Origin of the sequence: Paenibacillus silvestris, assembly GCF_009882985.1 — a bacterium.
Lineage (GTDB): Bacteria > Bacillota > Bacilli > Paenibacillales > NBRC-103111 > Paenibacillus_E > Paenibacillus_E silvestris.
Genome location: NZ_WTUZ01000039.1, coordinates 139,732 through 163,498, shown reverse-complemented (window position 1 = coordinate 163,498; position 23,767 = coordinate 139,732). Strand labels below are relative to the sequence as shown.

20 protein-coding genes are annotated in these 23,767 nt (G+C 45.1%); 7 read left to right on the top strand and 13 right to left on the bottom strand.

Annotated elements, in window-relative coordinates:
• Window positions 1-17: 17 nt before the first annotated feature.
• The 8 genes from GQF01_RS30135 to GQF01_RS30100 form a co-directional block, all read right to left on the bottom strand.
• Window positions 18-1,025, bottom strand: a complete 1,008-nt coding sequence (locus tag GQF01_RS30135; protein ID WP_161411122.1) for a substrate-binding domain-containing protein — start codon at window positions 1,023-1,025, stop codon at window positions 18-20.
• Window positions 1,026-1,221: 196 nt separating this feature from the next.
• Entirely contained in the window at window positions 1,222-2,586 is a 1,365-nt protein-coding gene (gene pbfA, locus GQF01_RS30130; RefSeq protein WP_161410770.1) for a (R)-1-hydroxy-2-aminoethylphosphonate ammonia-lyase, read from the bottom strand.
• Between the two features lie 793 nt (window positions 2,587-3,379).
• Window positions 3,380-3,697 carry an NIPSNAP family protein gene (locus tag GQF01_RS30125; protein ID WP_161410769.1) on the bottom strand — a complete coding sequence of 106 codons (318 nt, stop codon included), beginning with the start codon at window positions 3,695-3,697 and terminating at the stop codon, window positions 3,380-3,382.
• Window positions 3,698-3,754: 57 nt separating this feature from the next.
• Window positions 3,755-4,708, bottom strand: coding sequence for an aldo/keto reductase (locus GQF01_RS30120; RefSeq protein WP_161410768.1), 954 nt, complete (start codon window positions 4,706-4,708; stop codon window positions 3,755-3,757).
• A gap of 59 nt (window positions 4,709-4,767) precedes the next feature.
• Window positions 4,768-5,967 carry an MFS transporter gene (locus GQF01_RS30115; protein WP_161410767.1) on the bottom strand — a complete coding sequence of 400 codons (1,200 nt, stop codon included), beginning with the start codon at window positions 5,965-5,967 and terminating at the stop codon, window positions 4,768-4,770.
• Between the two features lie 137 nt (window positions 5,968-6,104).
• Window positions 6,105-7,997: a hypothetical protein gene (locus GQF01_RS30110; RefSeq protein ID WP_161410766.1), complete on the bottom strand. Its 1,893-nt coding sequence runs from the start codon at window positions 7,995-7,997 to the stop codon at window positions 6,105-6,107.
• Between the two features lie 127 nt (window positions 7,998-8,124).
• Window positions 8,125-8,808 (bottom strand): HAD family hydrolase, encoded by a 684-nt coding sequence (locus GQF01_RS30105; RefSeq protein ID WP_161410765.1) that lies wholly within the window; start codon window positions 8,806-8,808, stop codon window positions 8,125-8,127.
• Window positions 8,798-9,631 (bottom strand): GNAT family N-acetyltransferase, encoded by an 834-nt coding sequence (locus GQF01_RS30100; RefSeq protein WP_235960669.1) that lies wholly within the window; start codon window positions 9,629-9,631, stop codon window positions 8,798-8,800. Before GQF01_RS30100 ends, GQF01_RS30105 begins: the two co-directional genes overlap by 11 nt.
• A gap of 274 nt (window positions 9,632-9,905) precedes the next feature.
• On the opposite strand from GQF01_RS30100, the gene GQF01_RS30095 reads away from it, so the two are divergent.
• Complete coding sequence (locus GQF01_RS30095; protein ID WP_161410764.1) at window positions 9,906-10,775, top strand: SDR family oxidoreductase; 870 nt, start codon at window positions 9,906-9,908, stop codon at window positions 10,773-10,775.
• Window positions 10,776-10,856: 81 nt separating this feature from the next.
• Here the strand turns inward: GQF01_RS30095 and GQF01_RS30090 are convergent, their stop codons facing one another.
• The gene (locus GQF01_RS30090) at window positions 10,857-11,609 is read right to left on the bottom strand and encodes a DUF421 domain-containing protein (RefSeq protein WP_235960667.1); all 753 of its coding nucleotides are present in this window, start codon (window positions 11,607-11,609) and stop codon (window positions 10,857-10,859) included.
• Window positions 11,610-11,878: 269 nt separating this feature from the next.
• Here GQF01_RS30090 and cyoE point away from each other — a divergent pair, with 269 nt between their 5' ends.
• The 6 genes from cyoE to GQF01_RS30060 all read left to right on the top strand — a co-directional run bounded on the left by cyoE (window position 11,879) and on the right by GQF01_RS30060 (window position 18,848).
• Entirely contained in the window at window positions 11,879-12,802 is a 924-nt protein-coding gene (gene cyoE, locus GQF01_RS30085; RefSeq protein ID WP_161410762.1) for a heme o synthase, read from the top strand.
• 164 nt (window positions 12,803-12,966) lie between these two features.
• Complete coding sequence (locus GQF01_RS30080) at window positions 12,967-14,001, top strand: alpha/beta hydrolase (protein ID WP_235960666.1); 1,035 nt, start codon at window positions 12,967-12,969, stop codon at window positions 13,999-14,001.
• 182 nt (window positions 14,002-14,183) lie between these two features.
• Entirely contained in the window at window positions 14,184-15,053 is an 870-nt protein-coding gene (locus GQF01_RS30075) for a LysR family transcriptional regulator (protein ID WP_161410761.1), read from the top strand.
• 95 nt (window positions 15,054-15,148) lie between these two features.
• The gene (locus GQF01_RS30070) at window positions 15,149-16,576 is read left to right on the top strand and encodes a spore germination protein (protein ID WP_161410760.1); all 1,428 of its coding nucleotides are present in this window, start codon (window positions 15,149-15,151) and stop codon (window positions 16,574-16,576) included.
• A gap of 17 nt (window positions 16,577-16,593) precedes the next feature.
• The gene (locus tag GQF01_RS30065; protein ID WP_161410759.1) at window positions 16,594-17,718 is read left to right on the top strand and encodes a Ger(x)C family spore germination protein; all 1,125 of its coding nucleotides are present in this window, start codon (window positions 16,594-16,596) and stop codon (window positions 17,716-17,718) included.
• Between the two features lie 17 nt (window positions 17,719-17,735).
• Window positions 17,736-18,848, top strand: coding sequence for a GerAB/ArcD/ProY family transporter (locus GQF01_RS30060; RefSeq protein ID WP_161410758.1), 1,113 nt, complete (start codon window positions 17,736-17,738; stop codon window positions 18,846-18,848).
• Window positions 18,849-18,909: 61 nt separating this feature from the next.
• Here GQF01_RS30060 and GQF01_RS30055 read toward each other — a convergent pair whose 3' ends face one another.
• From GQF01_RS30055 to GQF01_RS30040, 4 genes are all read right to left on the bottom strand, one after another.
• Window positions 18,910-20,373 carry a sulfatase gene (locus GQF01_RS30055; protein ID WP_161410757.1) on the bottom strand — a complete coding sequence of 488 codons (1,464 nt, stop codon included), beginning with the start codon at window positions 20,371-20,373 and terminating at the stop codon, window positions 18,910-18,912.
• Window positions 20,374-20,414: 41 nt separating this feature from the next.
• Window positions 20,415-21,281, bottom strand: coding sequence for a carbohydrate ABC transporter permease (locus GQF01_RS30050; protein WP_235960665.1), 867 nt, complete (start codon window positions 21,279-21,281; stop codon window positions 20,415-20,417).
• 23 nt (window positions 21,282-21,304) lie between these two features.
• A complete protein-coding gene (locus tag GQF01_RS30045; RefSeq protein ID WP_328803560.1) occupies window positions 21,305-22,237 on the bottom strand; it encodes a carbohydrate ABC transporter permease in 933 nt (310 codons plus the stop codon).
• Between the two features lie 84 nt (window positions 22,238-22,321).
• Complete coding sequence (locus GQF01_RS30040) at window positions 22,322-23,626, bottom strand: ABC transporter substrate-binding protein (protein ID WP_161410756.1); 1,305 nt, start codon at window positions 23,624-23,626, stop codon at window positions 22,322-22,324.
• Window positions 23,627-23,767: the final 141 nt, after the last annotated feature.

Here is a 23,767-nt window from a genome sequence, read left to right as displayed (position 1 = left end):
TTATTTTTCGGATCATCTTACCAACCCTTGTAACCGCCTACATTATCTTCCGTAATTAAGTCAACAGGAATTTTAATGAGTGGTTCCAACTTATCACCCTTGAGTGCCTTAAAGCCTTCATCCATAGCTATTTTAATCATCTCAAAAGGGTACTGCGCTGAGGTTGCAACAAAACTTTTGTTCTCTTTAATAACATTAATCGCATCTGGCGCTCCATCTACACCAATGATGAACATTTCCTGGTCGCGACCAGCTTGCTCAGCCGCAATTGTAGCGCCAACTCCCGAAGGATCATTCGTTGCAAATACAGCATCGATTTCCCCTTTTTTATAGGTTTGCAATATGTTTTCCATCATCGAAACCGTTACTTCACGGCTCCCTCTGCCATTCTCCTTGGCAACTACTTTAATTCCCGGTGAACCCTTAATTGCTTCTTCAAAACCAGAAATACGATCTGTTACAGCAGAAACTGGTGGACCGTCAATGACTGCCACGTTTCCTTTTCCATGCAATCGCTTAACGATGTATTCCCCAGCTAATTTCCCTGCTAGATAATTGTCTGAAGTTACAACGGTGTTCACTCCACCATCTGCGCTCACATCAACGGCAATTACAGGGATTCCCGCCTCTTTTGCCCGACTTACAGCACTTGAGATCCCTTTGGAATCTACAGCATTTACTAAAATGATATTGACCTTATTCGTTATAAAATCATTCATTTGCGCTATTTGTTTATTCAAATCTCCCTCTGCGCTTTCAATAATAACGTCAGCACCATGCAACATTGCGCCTGCGGTAGCCCCCTTGGACATGGCAACAAAAAATGGATTGCTTAAATTTTGCAAGGTTAATCCCACCACGACAGGTGTCCGGTTCGCTGTCACTGCTTTTTCTGTTGCGAATGGCATTAACGTTGCTTCAGCAATTATTTGGGCAGGCATTGTTAGATGAGTGGAAGAGCAAGATGTAAGCGTAATCAAAGCAAGTGCTGCCCAGGCAAAAGATAATGCTTTCATGCTTTTCATATTCACCCTCTAAGATTCCTCCTTTCAACAATGGAAGGATAAGCTGAACGACAAAAAGGGGTGACGAATGCTTACACTCGACTTGCCCCTTTTCTTGATTTCATACCTCTACATTATGTAGCAATAGATCGATCAAGTATTTATATTTATCCGTGTTTTTTTGCGTTTTTAAGGTATATTTTACCTTCATCTGGATTTATCCGAGTTCAGCAATGCTCAACTCCAGAATATCCAGAGCTTCATAGAGTTGACCTTCCGTAATAATCAACGGCGGTGAAAGAGTAAGGACATTTCCCTTGGAAACTTTGAAATTAAGTCCTCTTGCCAAACAGTTGTACATGACGCGCTCTGCCTCTTGCACGGCAGGTTCCTTGCTCACACGATCAGTTACGAGCTCAACTGCAACAAGTAAACCAATTTGACGAATATCTCCAATAATGGGATAAGCGTCCATCATGCTTTTCAACCGCTTCGCCATGATCTCCGCCAGATGGTTGGCATGCTCCAGCAGATTCTCTTCCTCGATGACTCGGATGGTTGCAAGCCCTGCAGCAGCTCCTACCGGTGATTTCTCATGCGTGTAGTGCCCGATCGACATCTGCTGCGCTTTGTTCAACTCTTCCTTCACGAGCAAAGCGGCCATTGGGAATACACCGCCGCCTAAGCCTTTACCCAGCACCATCATGTCGGGTTCGATCCCGTAATGCTGGTAGGCGAACATCTTCCCTGTTCGACCAAACGCTGTTGCCGTCTCATCGACAATCAACAAAGCGCCGTAGCGATCACAGAGCTCGCGAAGCTTCTTATAATAAGCGACAGGTGGAATTTGCACATCCGTGTTACGAATGGTTTCAATGACGACGGCACCGATCTCTCCATCCTGTTCAAGCACATATTCAATAGGCTTCAGACATAGGGAGTGCGCTTCATCCTGACAGCCAAACACACAGCGATAGGAGTTAAAAGGGATTACATGCTCAGCGCCAGGAAGTAGTGGACCTAAGCCGCGTCGAAAAGCTCCCTCGCCGCCAACCGATATCGCATCTAGTGATGCTCCGTGAAAGGACCCCCACATCGATAAAGTTTTGTATTTACCTGTTACAGCGCGTGCAAGCTTTAGCGCCATGCCGATGGCGGATGTTGCTCCAGGCGCGAAGAGAACTCTTTGCAAAGCTCCGTCTGTTAAAGCAACTAATTTATTGGCAAGCTCAATTGCAGGCAAATTCGTATATCTTCTCGTACAGAACGATAGCTGATCCAACTGCTGTTTAACAGCTTCAATCACTGCCGGATGGCCAAAACCAAGCTGATGCACGTTATTTCCATGGAAATCCATTATTCTGCGTCCTTGACTATCTTCTACATAAATCCCTTCACAGGAAGTGAGTACATTCAGGCAAGGTGTAGACAACGTTTGGTGCAAAAAGACATCCTCGTCCTCTTGCAAACTAGCTCGTGCTGCTTCATCAATATGAGCTGTCCACCATTCGCTTCTTGCTTCCGTTAAATTAATATCGCCTTCCGTTTTCATGAATGCGAGATGCTGTTGTTTGGTTGGCATGTGTTCACCTCAAGTTGGATTTGGTTGTTTCTCTCCCTATATCTTATACTGCCTTTGTAATCCCAATGTTAAATACAAGTAATATTTCGTGTTTTACATTTATTTAATTTGTTTTAATTGCTAGTTTAAGTGATGCGAAAATGTAGCATCTGCCAGTACTGGGCTTCCGCGGCTGTGAAGGAAGCGAATAAGTTGCTGCACCTACAGCGTTCTATGTTGCACTTTGTGCAACCATTAAGCTGTAACTGGGCATCAGCGCACCTCTATATTGTACATTCTGCAACCAATGAAGCACTAAACAGCTCACATCTCACCTTTTCGCAACAAATGGCTGTATTTTGTGCAATGAAAGACTGCATTCGCGGTCAGACTACCCCATTATGTTGTATTAAATACAACGTAAGCCTTCGACTTTGCAGATCTGCCGTCCCTTCGCCGCCTCATCCTCAATCCATCACTCATCACTCATCACTCATCACTCATCACTCACCACTCATCACTCATCACTTAAATTTTAACTGGAAATCATACCGCTAATTTGTTCATTTCAGCTCGTTCCAGGCCAATAGATGGAAATCCTCCTGCTAATTCCTCACGTTTTGCATAAAATCGGCAGCTCCGGCTGAATTAACTGGGAAAACTCCAGTAATTGTACCCCGCTCCTTCATTCGCCACTATAGTTAACTGGAGAATTTCCCGTTATTCCGCCCTGCATTAAATAAGGGTAAGCTTCGTTTGCCCTTTAACAAATAAAACCGCCCAGCTCTCCTCGCGGGAGCCGGGCGGCATTCATCTATCCATGAAAATATGCTGCTCTTTTCATAAAAACCTGTTCAACGGATTCAACAATTTTTCCATCCTGCTCGGATAATCGTTTCACTTCGTTCCACTCTTTGTCCTGCGAGAAAGTGTCCCACTGTCTGGTCCGTTCTTCCATGCTTTCGTATTTCATCGTGTAATACAGCTTAGGCTGATCTTCTAAATCTTCCCAGAAATCACACACCTGCATGCCGAGTCTGGCAAAAATACCAAGCGTATGCTCGGAAAAGCGCTTTCGAATCGCATCGATTCTTCCTGGATGAATGGTATAGATTCTTAATTCGTAAATCATTCGTTCAGTCACCTCCACTCCCTTATCATCATTAGGAAACAAACGATTTCCTATCCATCAAAACGGAGGTGAATAGATAAAATCTTTACTTATTTCATCCAGCGATTTCAAAACGTCCTCCGTAAGCTCAAGGTTAACCGCCTTTACATTCTCATCGATTTGGGATTCACGGGTCGCTCCGGCGATAATGGTGCTTACCGCAGGTTGGTGCAGCAACCATGCCAGCGAGAGAGCCGTGGCCGATGTACCGATTTCCGCAGCAATTCTGGCAACCTGTTCACCCAGCTCCACTCGGGCAGAATTCACACGCCGCGCAAAGTTAGGGTTCACATCCAATTGGGATCCGCTTGGTACAGAACCTCCTGAATATTTCCCTGTAAGAATGCCACCTGCCAGAGGAAAATAAGGAATGACGCCAATTCCCTGATCCACACAGAATGGCAGCAGCTCCCTTTCAATACCGCGATCAACCAATGAATACCCAGGTTGAACCGAAGCGTATTTGATCAGATGGTGACTCTCACTTATGGCCAAGGATTTCATCATTTGCCATGCCGCATAATTCGAAGCGCCCACGTACCTTACTTTACCGGATGTCACCAGATCATCCAATGTACGGAGCGTCTCCTCAAGCGGTGTTAAGGGATCAAAAATATGGATCTGGTACAGATCAATGTAGTCTGTTCGCAAGCGGCGCAAACTTGCTTCAATTTCCTTCAGAATATGCTGACGCGAGGAACCTCTCGTATTTGAACCTTCTCCCAGCTTGATACCTACTTTTGTCGCAAGGAGAACGTCATGCCGTCGTCCTTCAAACGCTTCTCCGATAATCTCTTCCGATTTCGTGCCTGTATACACATTGGCTGTGTCAATGAACGTGATCCCCTTGTCAACAGCGTGATGCAGGACTCGGATCGATGTGCTTTTGTCTGCACGCCCACCGAATGCATTGGTACCCAAACCTAGCACTGAAACTTCCAATCCGCTTGTCCCTAAATTGCGATATCGCATAACAAATCCCTCCAGGTAATCGTTTTTGCAAACTTTTATAGCAGGATATATCTAGGCCTTTATAATTGCTCGATGACTATCGAATTCCTCATATTAGACCGTCTTTCCCTGTACAACACCATTCCGATGATAAGTAACGATAGCGCAACAAGAGCGCTTGGTATAAAGAATATGTTGGGCGTTATCCCCTGAATGAACAGGGGCAAGAAATACCCGATCAAAGAAGCTGTCTGCGAGATGAACACGTACAAGCTTGCCCCAAAGCCTGTTCGGCTTAGAAACATCCGCTGCACATACCCCATAGCAACTCCGTAAAGAATCGAAACGAAAAACGAATACAACGGCTGGACGACAAAGAAGACCGGAAGCGAGGTACTGCTCGTATAAGTCAAATAAGTTGCGAGTGCGAAACAACCGCCGAGAAAAATAATCTTCTTACTACCGTACCGTGCCGCCAAATATCCGCCCATTGTCATGAAAAACAGCTCGAATACCGCCTGCGCGCTCCAGATATAGGACATAATCTCGGGCTTACCGAACAGCTTTAATACGACAAGTTGTAGATATAATCCTCGAATCGCATCGGCACAAGAGAGCATAAGCAGAGCCACCAACATAATGAGAGAGAACGGTTCTCCTTTGACCACTTGCTTTGCGCCTAGTTCCCCGGTTGATTCCTTATACAACAGTAAAAGAACCACCAAACACACATAACCTGCCATATTCCCCCATAGTACGCCCTTAAACGTTGCAATGAGGAAGATGTTCGCTCCAAGCAGCAGCCCTGCAAAAAATCCAATACTATAGGAGGCGCGAAGCCAAATCTGGGCCATCTCTACAATATCTCCGGCACGGCGGGCAAAATGATTTCTAGCCATGCCAAACAGCTGACCCATAATCAATCCGGACGGTGCAACGGTTATCGTCATGCCAATGAGCGCACTCCGAAAATCAGAGGCATTCATATAGATGAACAACCCGATAATGCAAAGTAAGGCTGCAAATACCGGAAGCTGTTTCTTGCTTTTCAAACTGTCGCTGATCCAACCAACGGTAATCGTAATGGCTATATTGCAGAACAGGGATACCGCGAAAATAACAACAATCTGTACTTTTGAAAGCCCAATACTTTCGTTCAGATATACAGCATTCATAGGTGCTAAAATGCCTGTACCTATACCGTATAAAAATAACATAATAAGCAGCGTTCTTGCTCCAGGGATTGAAACAAACTTGCGAACATCACGAATAATTGGCATGAACACCTCTTGGCGATCCCTAAGTAGTCCTACTATTTTTAATTATAAATAGTCATACCTGTTATGAGAAGGAGTGAATAATTGTAAAGTAAGTTACCTTATTGTTACTTTCAAGAGCGCGCTCTTCTTTGTCCCAATCAGACGTCCTTCGGAAACAAGGTCATATCCTCCTGCAAATGGCGTAGTAGTTCCAAACGAAACGCCGTCGGCCAGGCTACAAGCCACTGTGACACGTCAAATGCGTCATGCCCCCACCTCGTGTGAAAATATCCCTCGTCCTGACTTCCCGCGGGACGCTGTTTGCCCATGATCATGGTATCACCATCGGAGATGCCGATTATAGCATTGGCCCAAACCGCCTTTGCCCGCTCTCGCCAGGTAGGATTATTCGTTAACTCAGCTAGCGTTAGCCAATCTTCTACAAAAGAAAGCGCAAAGGGATCGATATGATGATGCTGAGTCGATACAGAAGTCCCACCGAAGGTATCGTACTCCAATCGTCCCAACTCGCTAGCTTTGTCGTAACGAACCGTATGGTGCCACTGCCACGTAGCCAGATACCAGGCAGCATGTTCCGCCCATGTCAGATAGGTTTGGTTTGCAGTTGCTTTGAATAGGCATAATCCGGATTTCAATAGAGGGATCGCTGATTCCTTGTCAATGCAGGAAGTGTCAAGGGCTCCAGCCGTGGAATATCCATTGTCCAGCAGCTCATTCATGTAGAAACGATAGCCGGATTCGGCTGCTTCCAAGTACGCTGCCTCACCCGTTAACTCATATGCCTTAACCAAAGGAGGCACGAGAAAACATCCAACCGTTCCTTCAGGATCGGCTAATGTTCCGTCGTTCCGCCAGGATTTGCCGATTCTCCCTTCTGGTGCTTGAACGCTCACTACGAAATCACAGATGCCTAGCGCTGCCTCACGATAGCTGGGGCGATTCACTCCGCACTTTGCCGCTAACTGTTCCGCTTCGAATAAGTTCAGTGCCGCTGTACCCAAATTACACGCATCCTGAACTTCCGGTTCTCCTCTTTTGTGGAGCAAATAATCATAATGACAATGAATCAAACCGTTGTTCAAACGGCCATGTTCCACCCACTGGTCTAGCACCGCAAGTCCGCGGCCCAAGGAATCCTGATTCCCGGATCGCAGGTAATCGCTAAGAAAAGAGTTGGCCAGCGAAGCATTTTGCCCACACCAGCCAATCTCATAATGCCTTACCTGCTGCCACTCCCCCTCTTTCCATGTTCGACCAATTGTAAATCCACTGAACTCTCCGTCTATATGCCACAAACCATTCCGAGCATAATCTATGGAAAGCTCCCAGATCCTCTGTGCGTCCATTCCTTGTTTAAGTGGCTTATCGTGTAGACGCCAAGCCAAATCAAGCATGCGACGCCATGATACACGGGGGCGTTCATAGTGTTCAACCACTAAGTAAGCCGTAGCTTCGAACGTCCCCCCAGGTGACAGATGTAAAGTGCCACGATAGGCTTCTGAGTACGTGTCCCTGTAAGAGTAAGTGAAGGGCGCTTCTTCCTCAGGCCAAAGCAGTCGATGGATAGCTTGTCCAGTTACTTGCTCAAGTGAACATGAAAACCCTTTCATATCTCTTGGAGACTCTCCAAAAAGCGCAATGGACCAGCCGTTTCCTTCTGAATAAGTCGCTCCCGGTACTGAAGTCCGATGCCAAGCGAATGTCCAGGGTTGTCCATTCTTGCTTAGCCCTTTGGGCTCCAAGCCTCTTCCCCATTCATTGCCATTGTAAGAAACAGCCGGAATCATATAATACTCGGGTTCATACGCCGTACCAAAGTCCATACTTAACCGGCACGTTCGAGCTACCTCCGCTTGATTTACAAAAGTTCGACTCCAGCGAAACACACCTTCTTCGATCTCTTCCAAAGCATCCTTCACTTCCAGATTCGCCTCCCGAATGGGAAGAATTCCACCAATGACTTGCCCTTTCGAAGTTAAACACATGACTTGATCTTCTTCTCTTACTTGCCATTCATAATGAGCTCGCATAACTACCATTCATCTCCCTTTGTCATTGCCGCTTCCAATAACAATCGTAATGTTTATGCTGCTTCCTTTTTTGTAATGACAATCTCATCTGCCATCTGTTTATGTTGTGATTGATATCTCAAACCCATCAGCCAGACAGTATGTTAAGCAATTCCAAAGGTTTTGCAAGTTTTCTGAAGTCTTTAATTCTTTCACTTATATTTGCAGGTACAAACCATGTAGCCTGATAAGCCATCATCCCAGCCTTGGCAGCACCATTCAATTCGTTCGAACCACCATCTCCAATAAATAAAGATTCTGCTGGAGAAACGCCTATTCTTTCACATGCTAGCTGATAAATCATGGGATTCGGTTTTGCTAATTTAACCTGATAAGAAAAGATAGCATCATCAAAATACGTTGATAAGGGCGAAGCTTCCCACGCTGTCACTTCTTCGGGGGTACAGTTACTTATTAAACCAATCTTTATTCCCATTTGCTTAATTTGGTCTAACGTCGATAAAATTGCTTGATCCATATTGTCGAAGGCTTTGAATTTCGCGGCAATGCGTTCCTGATGCAAGGCTTCAATAATTTCATCATTCATATCGTGACCCATAGTTCCAAATATTTCTCTTAAAACAGACGGAAAATCTGGATACGTGCCATTCATTCTTTTTTCTTGTCTTAAACGCCACTCATTATCAAATCTATTTGCCTCAATTCCGTATCGCTCTACAATGTGCGTTGAACGTGGCGCCTTCCTTTGTCCATTCTCATATTCTGAAATAAGTGTTTCAAATAAATCAAAATATATGGCTTTAATGCCCATGCGTAGAAGACCTCCTTGTCTCTATCCATGTAGCCCTAGTGTAACCTATCCTCATTCCTGCTCTTTCCATATTGTTCTGACTTGTTGAGGCATAAGCACATTGACTAACAACTAACTCACAGTTTTCTAATGCCGCTTCGTGCATACGCTTATGTATGAATGCCGACTGCAGACCTTGCCCTCTATACGCTGGAAGTGTGGCAGCAAAGGTCATGGATGCAATACCATTATTGATATGCATGACCGCAACGCCTGCAGCCGTTTCATTGATAAATCCAATGAAAAAACGCCAGCCTGAACGACCAAACAATATCTGATTGTTTGCAGCAACGTACTTTGCACCACTTTCCGCTAAGCCGCTTCCCAAACAATGTAGCTTCCCGTAAAGTTCAAATTCATTCTCTTCAATTTCGCGAATTCGTAGATTAGCTGGATAGGTAGGAGAAACAAAATTAGGAAGACCATACATGGATGTATGAAAAGCATTTTGATAGAAACCTTTACTAGCTAAACGCTGAAATAATTCAGGACTTGATTTGGAAGGGATTATTTCAAACTGACATTGCCTATCACGCTTGTGATAGAAGTCTATGATTTCGTCCAATAGGTCACTATCATCGAGGGTTATTCCCTTTACGGTATTAAAAGTCCCCCATGGCATTGTTTTAATATAAAAGGCGGTTGAATGGCCAAATTTCTTGAATTCTGCGCCTTCAGGGTTGCCTTCACGCTCACGAATCGCGCTAACTCTTGAAACCATATAATCAATCTCTGACTGTTCAAGCCGTTCAGCTAAATGTTTGGTTACAACTGGAAATTGCAAGGTACGATTCACTCCTTTTCAAAATAGTGAATACTTGTTTTATCTGATAACCATCCCAAACCAATTAATTTAATCATACATTATTTCCCAATTACTTACTGCGTTTATTTTGAGGCAGCAATTGCCGTCTATAACACTACTGTTTCGTTCTATGAAAAACTTGGTTATAAAACCATGTATGGGTATCACTCATCACTCCTGATTAACGTATGATTTGCCGACCATTGCACAATCTCAACTAAAAATTTGCTTAGCATGGAAGGAGCCCTTAATCATGGCAACAACAACACAAACGAAATCTTCTATTCCTCCCCAGCATCAGAATCAGCAGCCAGGCATCGAATCGCAAATGAACCCGCAGCCTGAGTTTGATAATAAGGCCTATAAGGCGGCCGGCAAGCTGAAGGACAAAGTCGCGCTAATCACCGGAGGCGACAGCGGCATCGGCCGCGCCATTGCGCTGGCCTATGCGAAAGAAGGTGCTGACGTCGTGCTTGTCTACCTGAATGAGCATGGCGACGCAGAGGAAGCCAAGCGTCACATCGAGAATGCGGGCCCCCAATGCCTGCAAGTCGCAGGCGATATCGGCGACGAAAGCTTTTGCCAGCAGCTGATTCAGCAAGCAGTGCAAAAATTCGGCAAGCTCGATATTCTCGTGAACAATGCCGCCGAGCAGCACCCGCAAGAAAGCATCGAGGATATTACAAGCGAACAGTTGGAGAGGACCTTTCGCACGAACATCTTCTCCTTCTTTTACCTAACGAAAGCAGCCATACCGCATTTGAAAGCCGGCAGCGCCATCATCAATACAGCTTCAGTCACGGCTTATCACGGGCATGAGAAGCTGCTTGATTATTCTGCCACGAAAGGGGCTATCGTGACGTTCACCCGCTCTCTGTCCCTTCAGCTGCATGCCAAAGGCATTCGTGTCAACGCGGTAGCGCCCGGTCCAATCTGGACACCACTCATTCCTTCTACGTTCTCCGAGCAGGATGTTGCTGCCTTTGGCGCGTCAACGCCGATGAAACGCGCTGGTCAACCAAGCGAGCTTGCCGCGAGTTACGTCTTCCTAGCCAGCGAAGATTCGTCTTATATGGCTGGGCAGGTGCTCCATGTGAACGGCGGTACGATTGTTAACGGATAAGCGTGACGCTGCTTGATACCCATTCTCGCTTATTGCACCCAAAAGACCTGGCTCATGGAACTAGCGGCCAGGTCTTTTGGGTTATGCTTTTTTCACTTCCTTAAGCTGATAATACAGACCGCTCGTATCTGACCACTCCGCGAAAAGCACCTGCTCATGATGCGGAATTCCGCTTAGTTGCAACAGCTGCTCCACCCAGCTCCTGTCACGCCCGAAGCGCTTCAATGTATCTTCATTGATACTGCCGTTTTCAATGATATAGGCGGGAAGGCTGACGCTGCCCTGCTGAGCCTTGGCATTGCCACTGATCTCTTCCGGGTCCTTCTGGCGCAGCACGCTGATGCTGCCGTTCGTCTCGAACAAAGCATAGGACACTTCGCGCAGTGAGAAAATATTATTTTCCCGAAGCAGCATGCCCAATTGCGCGAAATCGAGATTATTGCGCTTCATCGCCTTGAAATCAATCACGCCGTCCCGGATAATCAAATCAGGCGTTCCCGCAGCATAGCGCGATAGTCTGGGGAATCGTGCGATAAACTTTTCTAACCCCAGCGCTAGAAGCGTCCAGATAATCAAAGAGAAAAGCAGATGGCTGAGATGAATTTCTGGATCATAAATCGTATTGCCGACCAGTTCGCTGAGCATTAAGGAGGAAACGAAATCAAAGGCGGTCAATTGAGAAATTTCTTTCTTCCCCAGCAGTCTAGTCATGATCAAAAGACCTATCAAAGCGACTGTGAGCTTGACACCGATACTTACATATAAATTGACATTCACCTTCATCGTTCCCTTCAGAGTATAGTTCAGCAGAATTTCTTTCAGTTTATATATCAAATAATACCACATATTGGGACTAATCTGGACCTCAATGAACTTAGATAGGCGCGACCCTCTTGGTGTGCGCACAAAAATAAACCTTGAAAGGCACAAGTGCCAATCAAGGTTTATTGATTTATTTTTCCCAGTAAAAGTGACTAATTCACGAAAGCGACAAAGATTTATGACAGAATCATGAGTGTTTGTTAAAGCTAGGTTCAAGAGCGACACCTATGTGATAACCTAAAGCTATAGAAGGTAATTTACCTGAAAGGGTGTGTTAAGACATGCAAATCCAAAGCAATACAGTTAGCATTCAAAGAGCTCCAATTTCAATCACGAAGGTACTCTTCGAAACGATAAAGATTGGGATTATTAAATCAAACCTCATCGCAATGATCGCAGGACTTAGTATGGCGTTGTTCGTACACGGAATACCGCTAATCGATAAAATCGGCAACATGACATTAGCACTAATAGGCTCTTCCTTGGTCATTGGAGCGGCTGGTATTTTTAATAATTTATACGACCGTGATATCGACCGCTTAATGGAACGAACGAAAAACAGGCCAACTGTTTCTGGCATCATTGATATTAGGATCGGATTGATCATAGGTATTTGGATTGCGATCGGTGGTCTTGTGACACTCTATATGGCATCGCCGCTATCTGCTTTCATGGGCTTTCTGGGACTATTCTTATATGTCGTGCCTTACACCATGTGGACAAAACGCAAAACAATCTACAATACGGAGGTTGGAAGCTTATCTGGCGCGATTCCTCCGCTGATCGGTTGGTCCGCGATCTCACCGGACATTTTACATCCCCATGCTGTTGCACTGTTTCTATTGATGCTTATTTGGCAGATGCCTCATTTCTACGCAATTGGAATTAGACGCATGGAGGAATACCGAGCGGCTAACATACCGATGCTGCCGGTCGTCAAGGGGATTCGTAGAACTTACGTGCAAATGAACGTGTATCTGGTTGCGCTATTCCTTGTCAGCTTTTTGTTCTGGACCTTTAATCCGTACATCGCGGCAGCAAATGCGCTGCTGAGCCTGGTCTGGTTGATTCTGAGCATCAGCGGATATCGACGCAAGCAGGAGAACAAGTGGGCCCGTTCGATGTTCATTTTCTCGCTTAATCACATCACAGTGCTTCTAATGATGGTTGTCTGCTACTCATTAGGTGCTCTTTTGTTAGGATAATGATAATGGGATGGCCCACGGGCCATCCCATTGGACTATTTTGGTAATTAGCAATGTGATGAAGTTACAGTTCGTTATCTTCCTTCCTGTTATTATCGTATTTGTAAGAAGCACAAGCCACTAAGCTTCTATCAAACAAATATGATTCTGAAGGAGAATGATACATGATGATTTCAATTAATAAAAAATTGGCGGGAACAGTAATCGCCGCAACTGTCTTGTTAACCGGCGCTCAATGGGGACATGTAAGCACTGCTCAAGCTATGGAAGCCTCATCTTCCTTGCCTGTAAAAGCTACATTAGCTAACGTGTTTCACATCAGCCCTGATCGTATATATTTTGACCAAACCACAGGTTTTTTACAAATTGACGGGCAAAATGCCTTTAAACCTACTATCAATAACGGAGTTTCATACGCCTCTTCTGACGTTATTGCTGAAGCTGCTGCCGAAGCAACCAAACAGCAGCCTATGACTTTCGTGCTTATTCATGGCTCCTGGGCGGATGCAAGCTTTTGGGATAAAACGGTTGCTGAATTGAAAAGCAAGGGCCACGCCGCTTATGCACCTGAATATGCGGGTCATGGCAAGTTATATGATCCTAACGTTACTCATGAAGCTATTGTTGAGTCCGTTGTGAATTATATTAAGTCCAATCATCTGACCAATATTGTCCTCGTCGGGCACAGCTTCGGTGGCTCCATTATCCAGAAAGTAGCCGAACAAGTGCCAGATCAGATTCACCGCTTAGTGTTCTTTGACGCTTTCGTACCTCTTGACGGGCAAAGTGTCGCGGAGCAGCTTCCTCCTGAATTACAAGGAGCCTTTGGTGAATTAGTGAAAGGTTCCGGCAACAACACGATTCCTATGCCTTACCCTTTGTTCCGTGACGGTTTTGTCAACACAGCCAGTGAAACCTTAGCTAAACAAATTTATCAAAGCGCAAAACCCGAACCTGCAACACCTTTACTGCAAAAACTGGATTTGAAGAAATTTTACACCCTGAATATACCGAAAAGTTACCTCTATTTCACTTCTGATATGGCAGCACCACAAGGTGATACCTATGGCTTTCATCCTGCGCAATCCCGTCATCTAGGACAATTCCGATTGATAACCGGTGAAGGCGATCATATGTCTGCCGCTTATGCGAAGCCTGCTTATTTGGAAGAGAAATTATACGAGGCAGCCAGAGACTAATCTTCTGCACGGCAAAGATAACAAACATACATGAGATCAGTGTTACCGATTCGTTGGTAACGCTGATCTCTATTTATTTGCCACTTCGTAGATGCAATGTGACTAAGTTACGGATCGCTAACATCGAATCTGCTATTATTGGGAGCAGCATCTATGACAGAAATTTCGCAGAAGGAGCAATTATGGTTGATTTTGAATGGTATCGAAGTTTTGTTTCCATATTTAAACATAATTCCGTTTCATTAGCCGCTAAAGCACGAATCATGACGCAACCAGCGCTCAGCCAGCATCTGGCCTGCCTGGAAGCGGAAGTTGGTGAACAGCTATTTATTCGTACAACGCGAAAACTTGTCCCGACTGAACGAGGAAAACAACTGTATTCACTTCTCGCGCCTTACATCGATTTATTAGAAGAAAAGACGCAGGAATTAAGAATAAACCCTATATCTACAGCAAAAACTATTAAAATTGGCACAACGCAGGAATTGTTTACTGAGAAAGTTTTGACACATATACCTAAAATGAATTTGAAAACAATCACCTATTTTCGTGATGCGAATGGCTTATTGGAACTTCTGAGAGAAGATCGTGTAGATATCATCCTTACGAGCAAAAAGTTCTCGATACCTGGTATTGAATATCTACCGCTTAAGCAAGAGGGATATGTCATTGTAGCTCCTTCCAACACAGAAGTGCCTGACTTTACTCATTTAAGAGATATGGAGCGATGGCTGCTGCAACAACGTTGGATCAGCTATGATCTCGAACTGACCCTTATTCGAAAGTATTGGAAAGAATTTTTCAAATCAAGTCCCCAGCTCATTCCGATTCATGTCATCCCCAACCTGCATTTAATTTTAAGAGCAATTGTGGAAGGCGAAGGCATAAGTGTGCTTCCAACCTACATGCTGAAAGATAACAACGTGACAGCACCAAAATATCGAATAGTCAACGAACAGATGATTGTTAGTAACGACTTATTGGTTGGATTCAAGTGCAAGCATAAAGATCAGATTTTCATCAATGAGTTTTTAAACCGTATCAATGAATAGAATGAGAAGCTCCCCCTCTAGAGGTACAAGAAAAATGAATAAACATTTATTAACAGGGATAGGATAAAACTAGTAACTGTTGAGGGGGATTCGTCATGCATATAGAAGCGGATATGATTATAAAAAATATCGCGCAAGATATGGGGAATCCGCCGGATCTAAGTTGTTTGCAGCTAACTATGCACGACAATTCAATCGTCCATTGCTTATACCTAGCTTCCATCACCATGCCAAATCAAGTGGATGAACTGATCCTAAAACCACTTATTACGGCTAATCAACAAGGCAGCCATGTAACGAATACAGCATGGTTATTGAACACTATTCCACTTGGGCAAAGACAGGAGCTAGATGATTTCAGTCAAGCTATCCATCAATTGCTTAATGGTCATTGCCTGCTGATGCTGTCTACCGAGAACAAGTACTTGAGCTTTGATGTCTCAAAGTCCGCCTATAGAAGCATCGAAGAACCGAGCTCTGAGGTCGCCATTCGCGGACCTAGGGAAGGCTTCGTCGAAGATATTTCTCAAAACATCCCTTTGATTCGCAAACGGCTAAAAAGTAAACATCTGGTTTTCGAAAAGATTGTACTCGGCACTCAAACACAAACTACAATCTACATAACCTATTTAAGTGATGTCGCTTCTACCCAGGTTGTCGATGAATTTCGTCGTCGCATCTCTTCCATAGAAACGGATAGTGTACTCGAGAGCGCCTATATTGAAGAATGGATTCAGGACAAAACCTTCTCTCCCTTCCCACAGCTAATTACGACAGAGCGCCCAGATTCTGTCGTAGCCAAACTGCTTGAAGGACAGGTTGCCGTACTGACCGATGGGACACCTATGGCGCTGCTTGGACCTGTCACTTTTTTTCAATTTTTCACTTCCCCTGAAGACCACTATCAACGGGCAGATATTGCGACACTAATCCGGTGGCTTCGCATGTTTACCTTCCTGCTAGCCATCTTCACACCTGCTTTATATGTATCAATTGTCAGCTATCATCAAGAACTTTTGCCAACGTCCCTATTAATTAATTTGTCAGCTCAACGTGAGCAAGTTCCTTTCCCCGCTTTCGTAGAAGCAACAATCATGATGATAACATTCGAAATTTTGCGAGAAGCTGGCTTGCGCATGCCACGTATCGCAGGCCAAGCGATTTCCATTGTTGGAGCGCTTGTTCTAGGACAAGCAGCCGTTGAGGCAGGGTTAATTTCGGCAGCTATGGTTATTGTCGTTTCTCTAACAGCGATCTCTAATTTCATTTCACCCAGTTATAGCTTCGGCATTGCCCAACGAATTATCCAATTTTCTTTTTTGGGATTATCCAGTGTGCTAGGGTTATTCGGCTTACTCATAGGCGTGTATATCCTGCTGGTCCACTTGGCTTCCTTGCGCTCTTTCGGAATCCATTATTTATCTCCTGTTTCACCACTGCATCTATCCGCATGGAAAGATACGATTATTCGCGTCCCCAGATTCCTCATGAATCGACTACCCCGTTGGTCTCATGACAAGTAACTAGAAAGGAGTTCATCATGAGGATCTTCTTCGTTTTACTCTTTCTCCTTATCTGTACGGGATGCTGGGACAAAAGGGAAATTAACCAACTAGCCATTATTAATATAGCAGGCGCTGATAAAGACCCTAAAACAGGCGAACTCACAGCCTATTATCAAGTGATCAACCCGACCGGTATTGCTTCCAAGCAAGGAGGGACTTCAAGTGCGCCCGTATACACATTCAAATTGAATGAAATGAATTTCGGGCGTCTTGCGGGACGTACTAGCACGATCATGCCACGGCAATTTTTCACGCCGCATATCCAGTGCTATATTGTCTCCGAAAGCTTTGCCAAACAGGGCATACTGGAGTTTATCAATTTCATTGAGCGAGATCCGGATCGCCGAACAAACGTCGATTTCGTTGTCACGGATTCCCCCCTCTCTGATATTATGTACAGCTATACGGCACTGGAAAGGGTTCCCGGCAAATATATTCGCTCTGTTATGGATATGCATGCGCGAACCTTTCATAAACATCTATTTCCTAGTCGGTTAAGAGATGTCGCTAGAGCAGTATCCATGCACCAACCGATCATCATTCCGATCCTCCATTACTCGGGGGTACAATCGTCCTCGAAAACAGACCGCTTGGAAAGTATCCAAGCCAGTAAAAACTCCCTCACTTTCACAGACGGGGCCGTATTTCAACATGCTCAAATGGTTGGTCGTGTCGATGAGGATACGAAAAGAACGAATTATATCTTAAACGGCCAGCTCAAAATTACTTCAAACACGCTTCAAGTCAATGGGGCTTCCGTTGTCGTTGAAGCGCAGAATATCCAAGTGCATAGGCAATACGTGCTAACCGCATCACCTCCGCGTCTTATCATGAATATCAAAGTCGATCTTAGGGTCGTAGAAAATAATCAAACCGTTCCGATGAACTTGGAGAATCTCGATGAGATCGAAGTTGCTTACAATAAAGAATTGAAGGAGAAAGCAGAGCATCTTATCAAGTTAACTCATGATAAAGCCTGGGATCTTCTAGGCATTCAGGATGAAGGCATCAGCGAGGAAACTTGGAAAAACTTAAAAGTGGATGTGTCGATTCATTCTACCGTTGAAGGAATTGGAAACACGAGTACGGCCTATCAGTAGCATGGGAGGAAGAACAATTGGAAAATGCGCGATTGAGCGGTTGGCAAATGTTCACAGTTACCTATAGTTTGGTAATTGGAACAACATACATCCTTCTTCCTGGCAAACTAATGGCCGATGCCAAGCAGTATGCTTGGTTGATCGTCGTATGGTCTACTCTATATGGATTGCTATTAGCAGGTGTCTGGTTATATTTAGCCAAACATTATCCTGGTAAAGGAATTATCGAAATTGCCAACGAAATTCTAGGCAAATGGGCCGGCGGCGTTGTTTCCCTACTGTACATATTTTACTTTATCCAAATGGCTTCTTGGGTGACCCGCAATCTGGGTGATTTCATGCACGGAACCCTTATGCCTCGAACACCTGTGCCGATGTTCATCATATTAACTCTGTTTGCCTGTGCGTATGCGGTCGTCAAAGGGATAGAAACGATAGCTATCGTTTGTGAACTCATAACACCCTACATGGTTATCGCCTTCTGGTTACCTTTCTCCTTCATGCTTCGGGAGTGGGATTGGAAATACTTTAAAGTGCCCTTTGACTTTCACATTTTGCCGGTGATGATTGATACCAACTATGCCTTTGCCTTTCCTTTTATGGAAACCGTTGCGCTGATGATGTTGTTTCCTTTTGTAGGTCAAAGGCTTAAGACTTCCTACTTATTGGGGATCGGAATTGGAGGACTCATTCTTACTTTATGCATGTTTTTCACGATCGGCATCCTTGGCACGGCACGGGGTTCCGCACTCGTGTATCCCATTTTCACCATATTTCGCGAGATGCAATTTTCTCGATTCATTGAACATTTAGAAGCCGTCATTTCCATCAATATCTTGCTTCTCGTCTGTCTCAAATTAAGCATTTTGTTTTATTGTGCCGTGTTGGGAATCTGCCAGCTCTTCAAAATAAAAAGACGTGCGACTGTCGCCTACCCACTAGTCTGGTTTATGTCTGCCTATTCGCTGTTATTTGCCAATATCCTAGAAAATATCGTTTGGATACAAAAATATTTGTTCCCCTACTACATGCTCTTTAGCATTATTATCCCGATACTCCTAATACTCCTCACATGGATTAGGAATATAAGGAATAAACCTAAACTGTTAAAGAATCATTCTACAGCATAAAAGCGAAAAAAAGTCTTGAAATACAAGACTTTTTTCGCTTTTATGTTAGGTCCAACTACACTCACAATCCGAGTCGCTCGAATTGCTCTAACGGCGTATTCGCTTCGTGCATACTCTCTTTGAGCAGTCTAATCATACGCGCCTCCAACTCCGCGTCCTGAATCGCATGCTGCTGCTGATAATCTTGCGATATATCATAGAGCTTCGTCTCCATGACTTGACGGTTCGTTGCATATGGTTCATCCTGCCGGCTCATAGGCACTTTAAACAAGGGAAAGCGCGTATACGGCAAGAAACGGCCCGTTTCAATCAACTCTTGCACCTGATTGCCCAAATAAGAACGGAAAGTCGTCGGCATTGCGGTATACGTAAAACACGGATGATTATCTGCTGCACGCGGAGCTCTCATATAGGTATAGTTGCCGTCCGTTACATTCACCGCCATACCGTGATAACCATAGATCGCCGCATTGCGGACCTTGTCCATCTGCCCTTCAAGGAGTCCCCTTAATGAATGACCTTTCACTTGATCCGGAATCGCCACATTCATGTAATCAAGGATCGTCGGCATCACATCAATGTTTTGCGTGAGCGCGCTGATTCGTGTACCGTTGTGTTCTCCGCCTGGGACATGAATCATCATGGGAATATGTGCGAGCTCGTTGAAGACATGCATCTGGTTTTTACCCATTTTCTGATGCTCACCCAATAAGAAACCGTGATCCGTTGTGAAAATCAGCAGGGTATCCTGCCATAACGCCAAACGGTCCATCGTATCCAGCAGCTTGCCAAGCCAATGATCAATCATGGTGAGATTGGCCGCATATCGTTTGCGTACATGCGCAACCGCCTCTTCCGGCACATCTACATCCCCGTAATTAGGCCAATTATAGAGCGGTCCCTTATAATCATCTTGATACAGATCTAGATAATGCTTCGGGCAATCGAAGGGTTCATGCGGATCGAAGGCTTCTACCATCAGGAAATAATTGTCCTCCTCCGCGTTGCTCTCCAGCCAATCGCAAGCAGCGCGCATCGTTCGCGGCCCGGCATAATCCTCCTCTTGCAGAAACCTCTTCCGGTTTCGTTCATACTGCGTTCTGACCCTGCCGTAATGTTCTGCGGGCACTTCCGGCTCACTTACGGTCGAATGCCAAGGATCGTCCTCCTGTCCGCGATGGAAGTCCCAGGTCGTAAAGGACTGGCAATAGTTCTCCCCACCGGTAGCGAAATAATGGTAGTGATCAGTTACGATATGGCTGAAAACCCCGCCTTTCCGCAGAACATTCGGCAATGTTTCATCGAACGGTTCAATGCCTCCCCACCCTTTTTCCAGAAAAGCAGTTCTTCCTGTCAAGAGGTCTCTTCGCGCTGGCATACAGGGGAGTGATCCTGACCAATGTTGATCGAAAACCACGGATTTCTCGGCAAGTCGTTCGATATTTGGCGTCTTGACCCAATCCCCTCCATACGTTGGCAGCAAATGCCGATTAAGCGTATCCAAAAGCACGACAATTGTATTCATAGCAGCCTCCCATCCATGATTTCCTTAGACAAATTCGTCATTTATGCTTTGAGACCTGTGGTTACAATACCTTGCACGAAATATTTCTGGGCAAAGAGGAACAGAAGCATAAGCGGGAGTACAACAAGCGTCGTTGCCGCCATTAATAAATTCCATTCCACACTCGTTTCCCCGCGAAACATCGTCAAGCCCAGCTGTACGGTTCTCATCTGCTCCGAGTTCGTCATAATAAGCGGCCACATATAATCATTCCAGGTCGCTGTTGTTTTGAAAATGCCCAGTGTAGCGAGTACCGGCTTACTTAAAGGCAGATAGATTTGGTAAAACACCCGAAAGGTGGATGCTCCATCTATTTGCGCCGCCTCATCTAGTGCCCTTGGAAAGGTGAGGAAAAACTGACGGCATAGAAAAATGCCGAACGAGCCTGCTACAAATGGAAAAATCAAACCGGCATAACTGTTGATTAATCCGATGCCTCCCGCTCCGAATATATCGTTGCCTCCGGCTATCGGAAACTTTTTCATCATAAGAAAGGTTGGAATCATGGTGACTTGCGAAGGTACCATAATGCCGACGAGTACGGAAAAGAACAGAATGTCTCTTCCAGGAAACCGCAGTCTAGCAAAAGCATAGCCGGCCATCGAGTTTAGTACAAGACTAGCAACCACTGTAATCACTGTCACAACAAAAGAATTATAGAAATAACGGAGCCAATCTCCCTTGGACATGGCCAGCACATAATTCTGAAACATCCATTTATGCGGGATAAATGAGAAAGTAGGCGACTGTATTTCTCCCATCGTCTTGAAGGAGGTAACCACCATCAGCATGAATGGAAAAAGCATGATCAGAGCAACTGCAAGCATAATGGCCGATAGTAGAATCGTGATGCTCATCTTACTTTTCAAGCGAAATTCCTCCTCTCCATCTATTAGTCCACATCGAGATCATCACCTTGATTACCGTATTTGAAATTGACGATTGTAATCACAAGCGTAATGGCAAACAGCACCATGGCCATCGCCGATGCATAACCCATCTGGAAATCTTGGAATCCGCGCAAGTAGATTTGGTGCACAACGGTAGTCGTCGAACCCATTGGCCCACCGTTCGTCAGAATATTCACTTGCTCGAATACCATGAAGGAGTTAATACACGTCATAATAAGAATAAAAAAGGTCGTAGGCTTGAGCATTGGAAAGGTAACCGACCAGAACTGCCGTAGTTTGGAGGCTCCATCCATATGTGCCGCCTCGTATAAACTAGAGGGGATCGACTGCAAGCCCGCCAAATAAATAATCATCGTATACCCAAGTGATTTCCAGATGCTCATGATCACAATGGCGAGCATGGCTGTTTGGGGATCATACAACCACTGGACTGGATCAAGTCCTACTGTTTTGAAAAGGCGGTTCATAATCCCCAGTGAGGGATCATAAATCCAGAGCCAAATCATGGACACGGCCACCATGGAGGTTACGTTAGGCACATAGATACTGGCTCTAGCAAATACCTTGCCGAAGATTCCTCCATTCAGCAGAACAGCCAGAACGAGTCCAAGCGCAATTTGGGGCAGTATTGTCCAGAATGCGTACACCAGGGTATTCGTCATAGCTTTGGCGAACATACCGTCATGCAGCAATCGCGAATAATTCTGCAGACCGATAAAAGATGGACTGCTATAGAAGTTATAATTTGTAAAACTATAATAGAAGCTAATCAGTAATGGAATAAAAATAAAGGCAAAGTAAATGACATACCCGGGAGCAATCATGGCATATCCGGCATAATCGTAACGCAATTTGCGGAGCGATTTGTGCCGGCCTAAGTCTCCTTGGGCACCTGTCGTTGCAGTCGGCTTCACGGGAAACCACCTCGTTTCATCTGGTTGGAACGTAAATCGCCTGCCCGTAGACTGCAAGCAATCTTCACGCAGGCGACTCAGCTCCTATTTGGAAATTAGATTTGGAAGCTCCTTGGTCAACTGAGCAGCAGCATCCTTCATCGCTTGCTCCCCTGTTTTCTTGCCATAATAGGCTTCTTCTAAGTTCAGGCTAATAAACTCATACATTTTACCGGAATACGTTACTTTCGCAGCACCTTGTCCATACGTCACGGCGTCGAATATAGCACCATTCATGACTGGATTTTCTTTAATATAATCGTCTTTCAATGACTTCCTGACGACCGGAGTTCCTAATTCCTTATACCTAGCCCATGTCTCTTCTTTGGCCATGACCGTCTGCATAAATTCAAAGGCCAAGTCTTTTTGTTTGCTTTGTGAGCTCATGAACAATAGACGCATGCCAGCGAAGGTAGACTTCATTTTGCGGGAAATGGGACCTGATACACCAATCTGCCCATTGAGCTCAGGATGTTCCTTCTGTAAATTCGTGAATGCAGCAGGACTATCATAAGCAATCGCCGCTTTTCCGTTCGGGAACAGATTCTCATTGGATTTCGTTGAATCGTTCGGAATCGTGATTCCCTTTTTCACCATATCAATTAGGTATTGTGTAGCCTCAATGGATTCCGGGGAATCAAATAACGGTGTATTCGTCTCCGGGTCAATAATTTTGCCTCCATTTTGCAGAACAAAGGATTGCCATAACGTCCAACCGGTCGCCGTCGGAATGCCGAAACCCGCCATCGTTGTTGTCGCTCCATCCTTCTTTGTCAGCTTTTCCGCATATTGCATCAGTTCATCCCAATTGGCCGGCGGCTTCTCAGGATCCAGTCCCGCTGCTTTGAAAAGATCCTTACGCCACAGCAGAACCCTCGGATCAGGGATGAAGCCTATGCCGTACAGCTTCCCTTTGTAGGTACCGGTATCAACGACGCTTTCCAGCATGTCGCTTTTATCTGCCCATTTGCTCGTGTAAGCGTCGAGTGGCTCATATTGCCCTAAATTCGCCCGCTGCGCCAAGGATGCCAGTGTGTAAGACAACACATCCGGCGACGTTCCGCTGGCATAAGCGGCATTCAGCTTCGTTTCCATATCTGAACCGAAAGGAACCTCGCTATACGCGATCTTCACCCCTGGATGCTTCGTCTCAAAATCGCTCATTACGCGTTTCCAATAAGCATTTTCTGCTGGATCCGTACCAGCTCTCCAGAAAGTGAGCGTTTTGCTTCCTCCGTTTGCTCCATCGCTCTTCTTATTCAGCTGCTCCGTACTGCTGCTGCAACCGCTGAGCAGAATGCTGGCCGACAGTATAAGGCCGATCCCCCCGGCAACCCATTGCTTTTTCATATTTGAAAGCCTCCCCTTGTAGTTCATCTATCTGACAACTTCATTATAAGAAATCGGGAATGGGTCATAGTGAAACTGGTTTCCGTTCTTTTGGAACAAATGCAGGCTTCTTGATTCTGTCGTACTGAGTCTCACAGATCT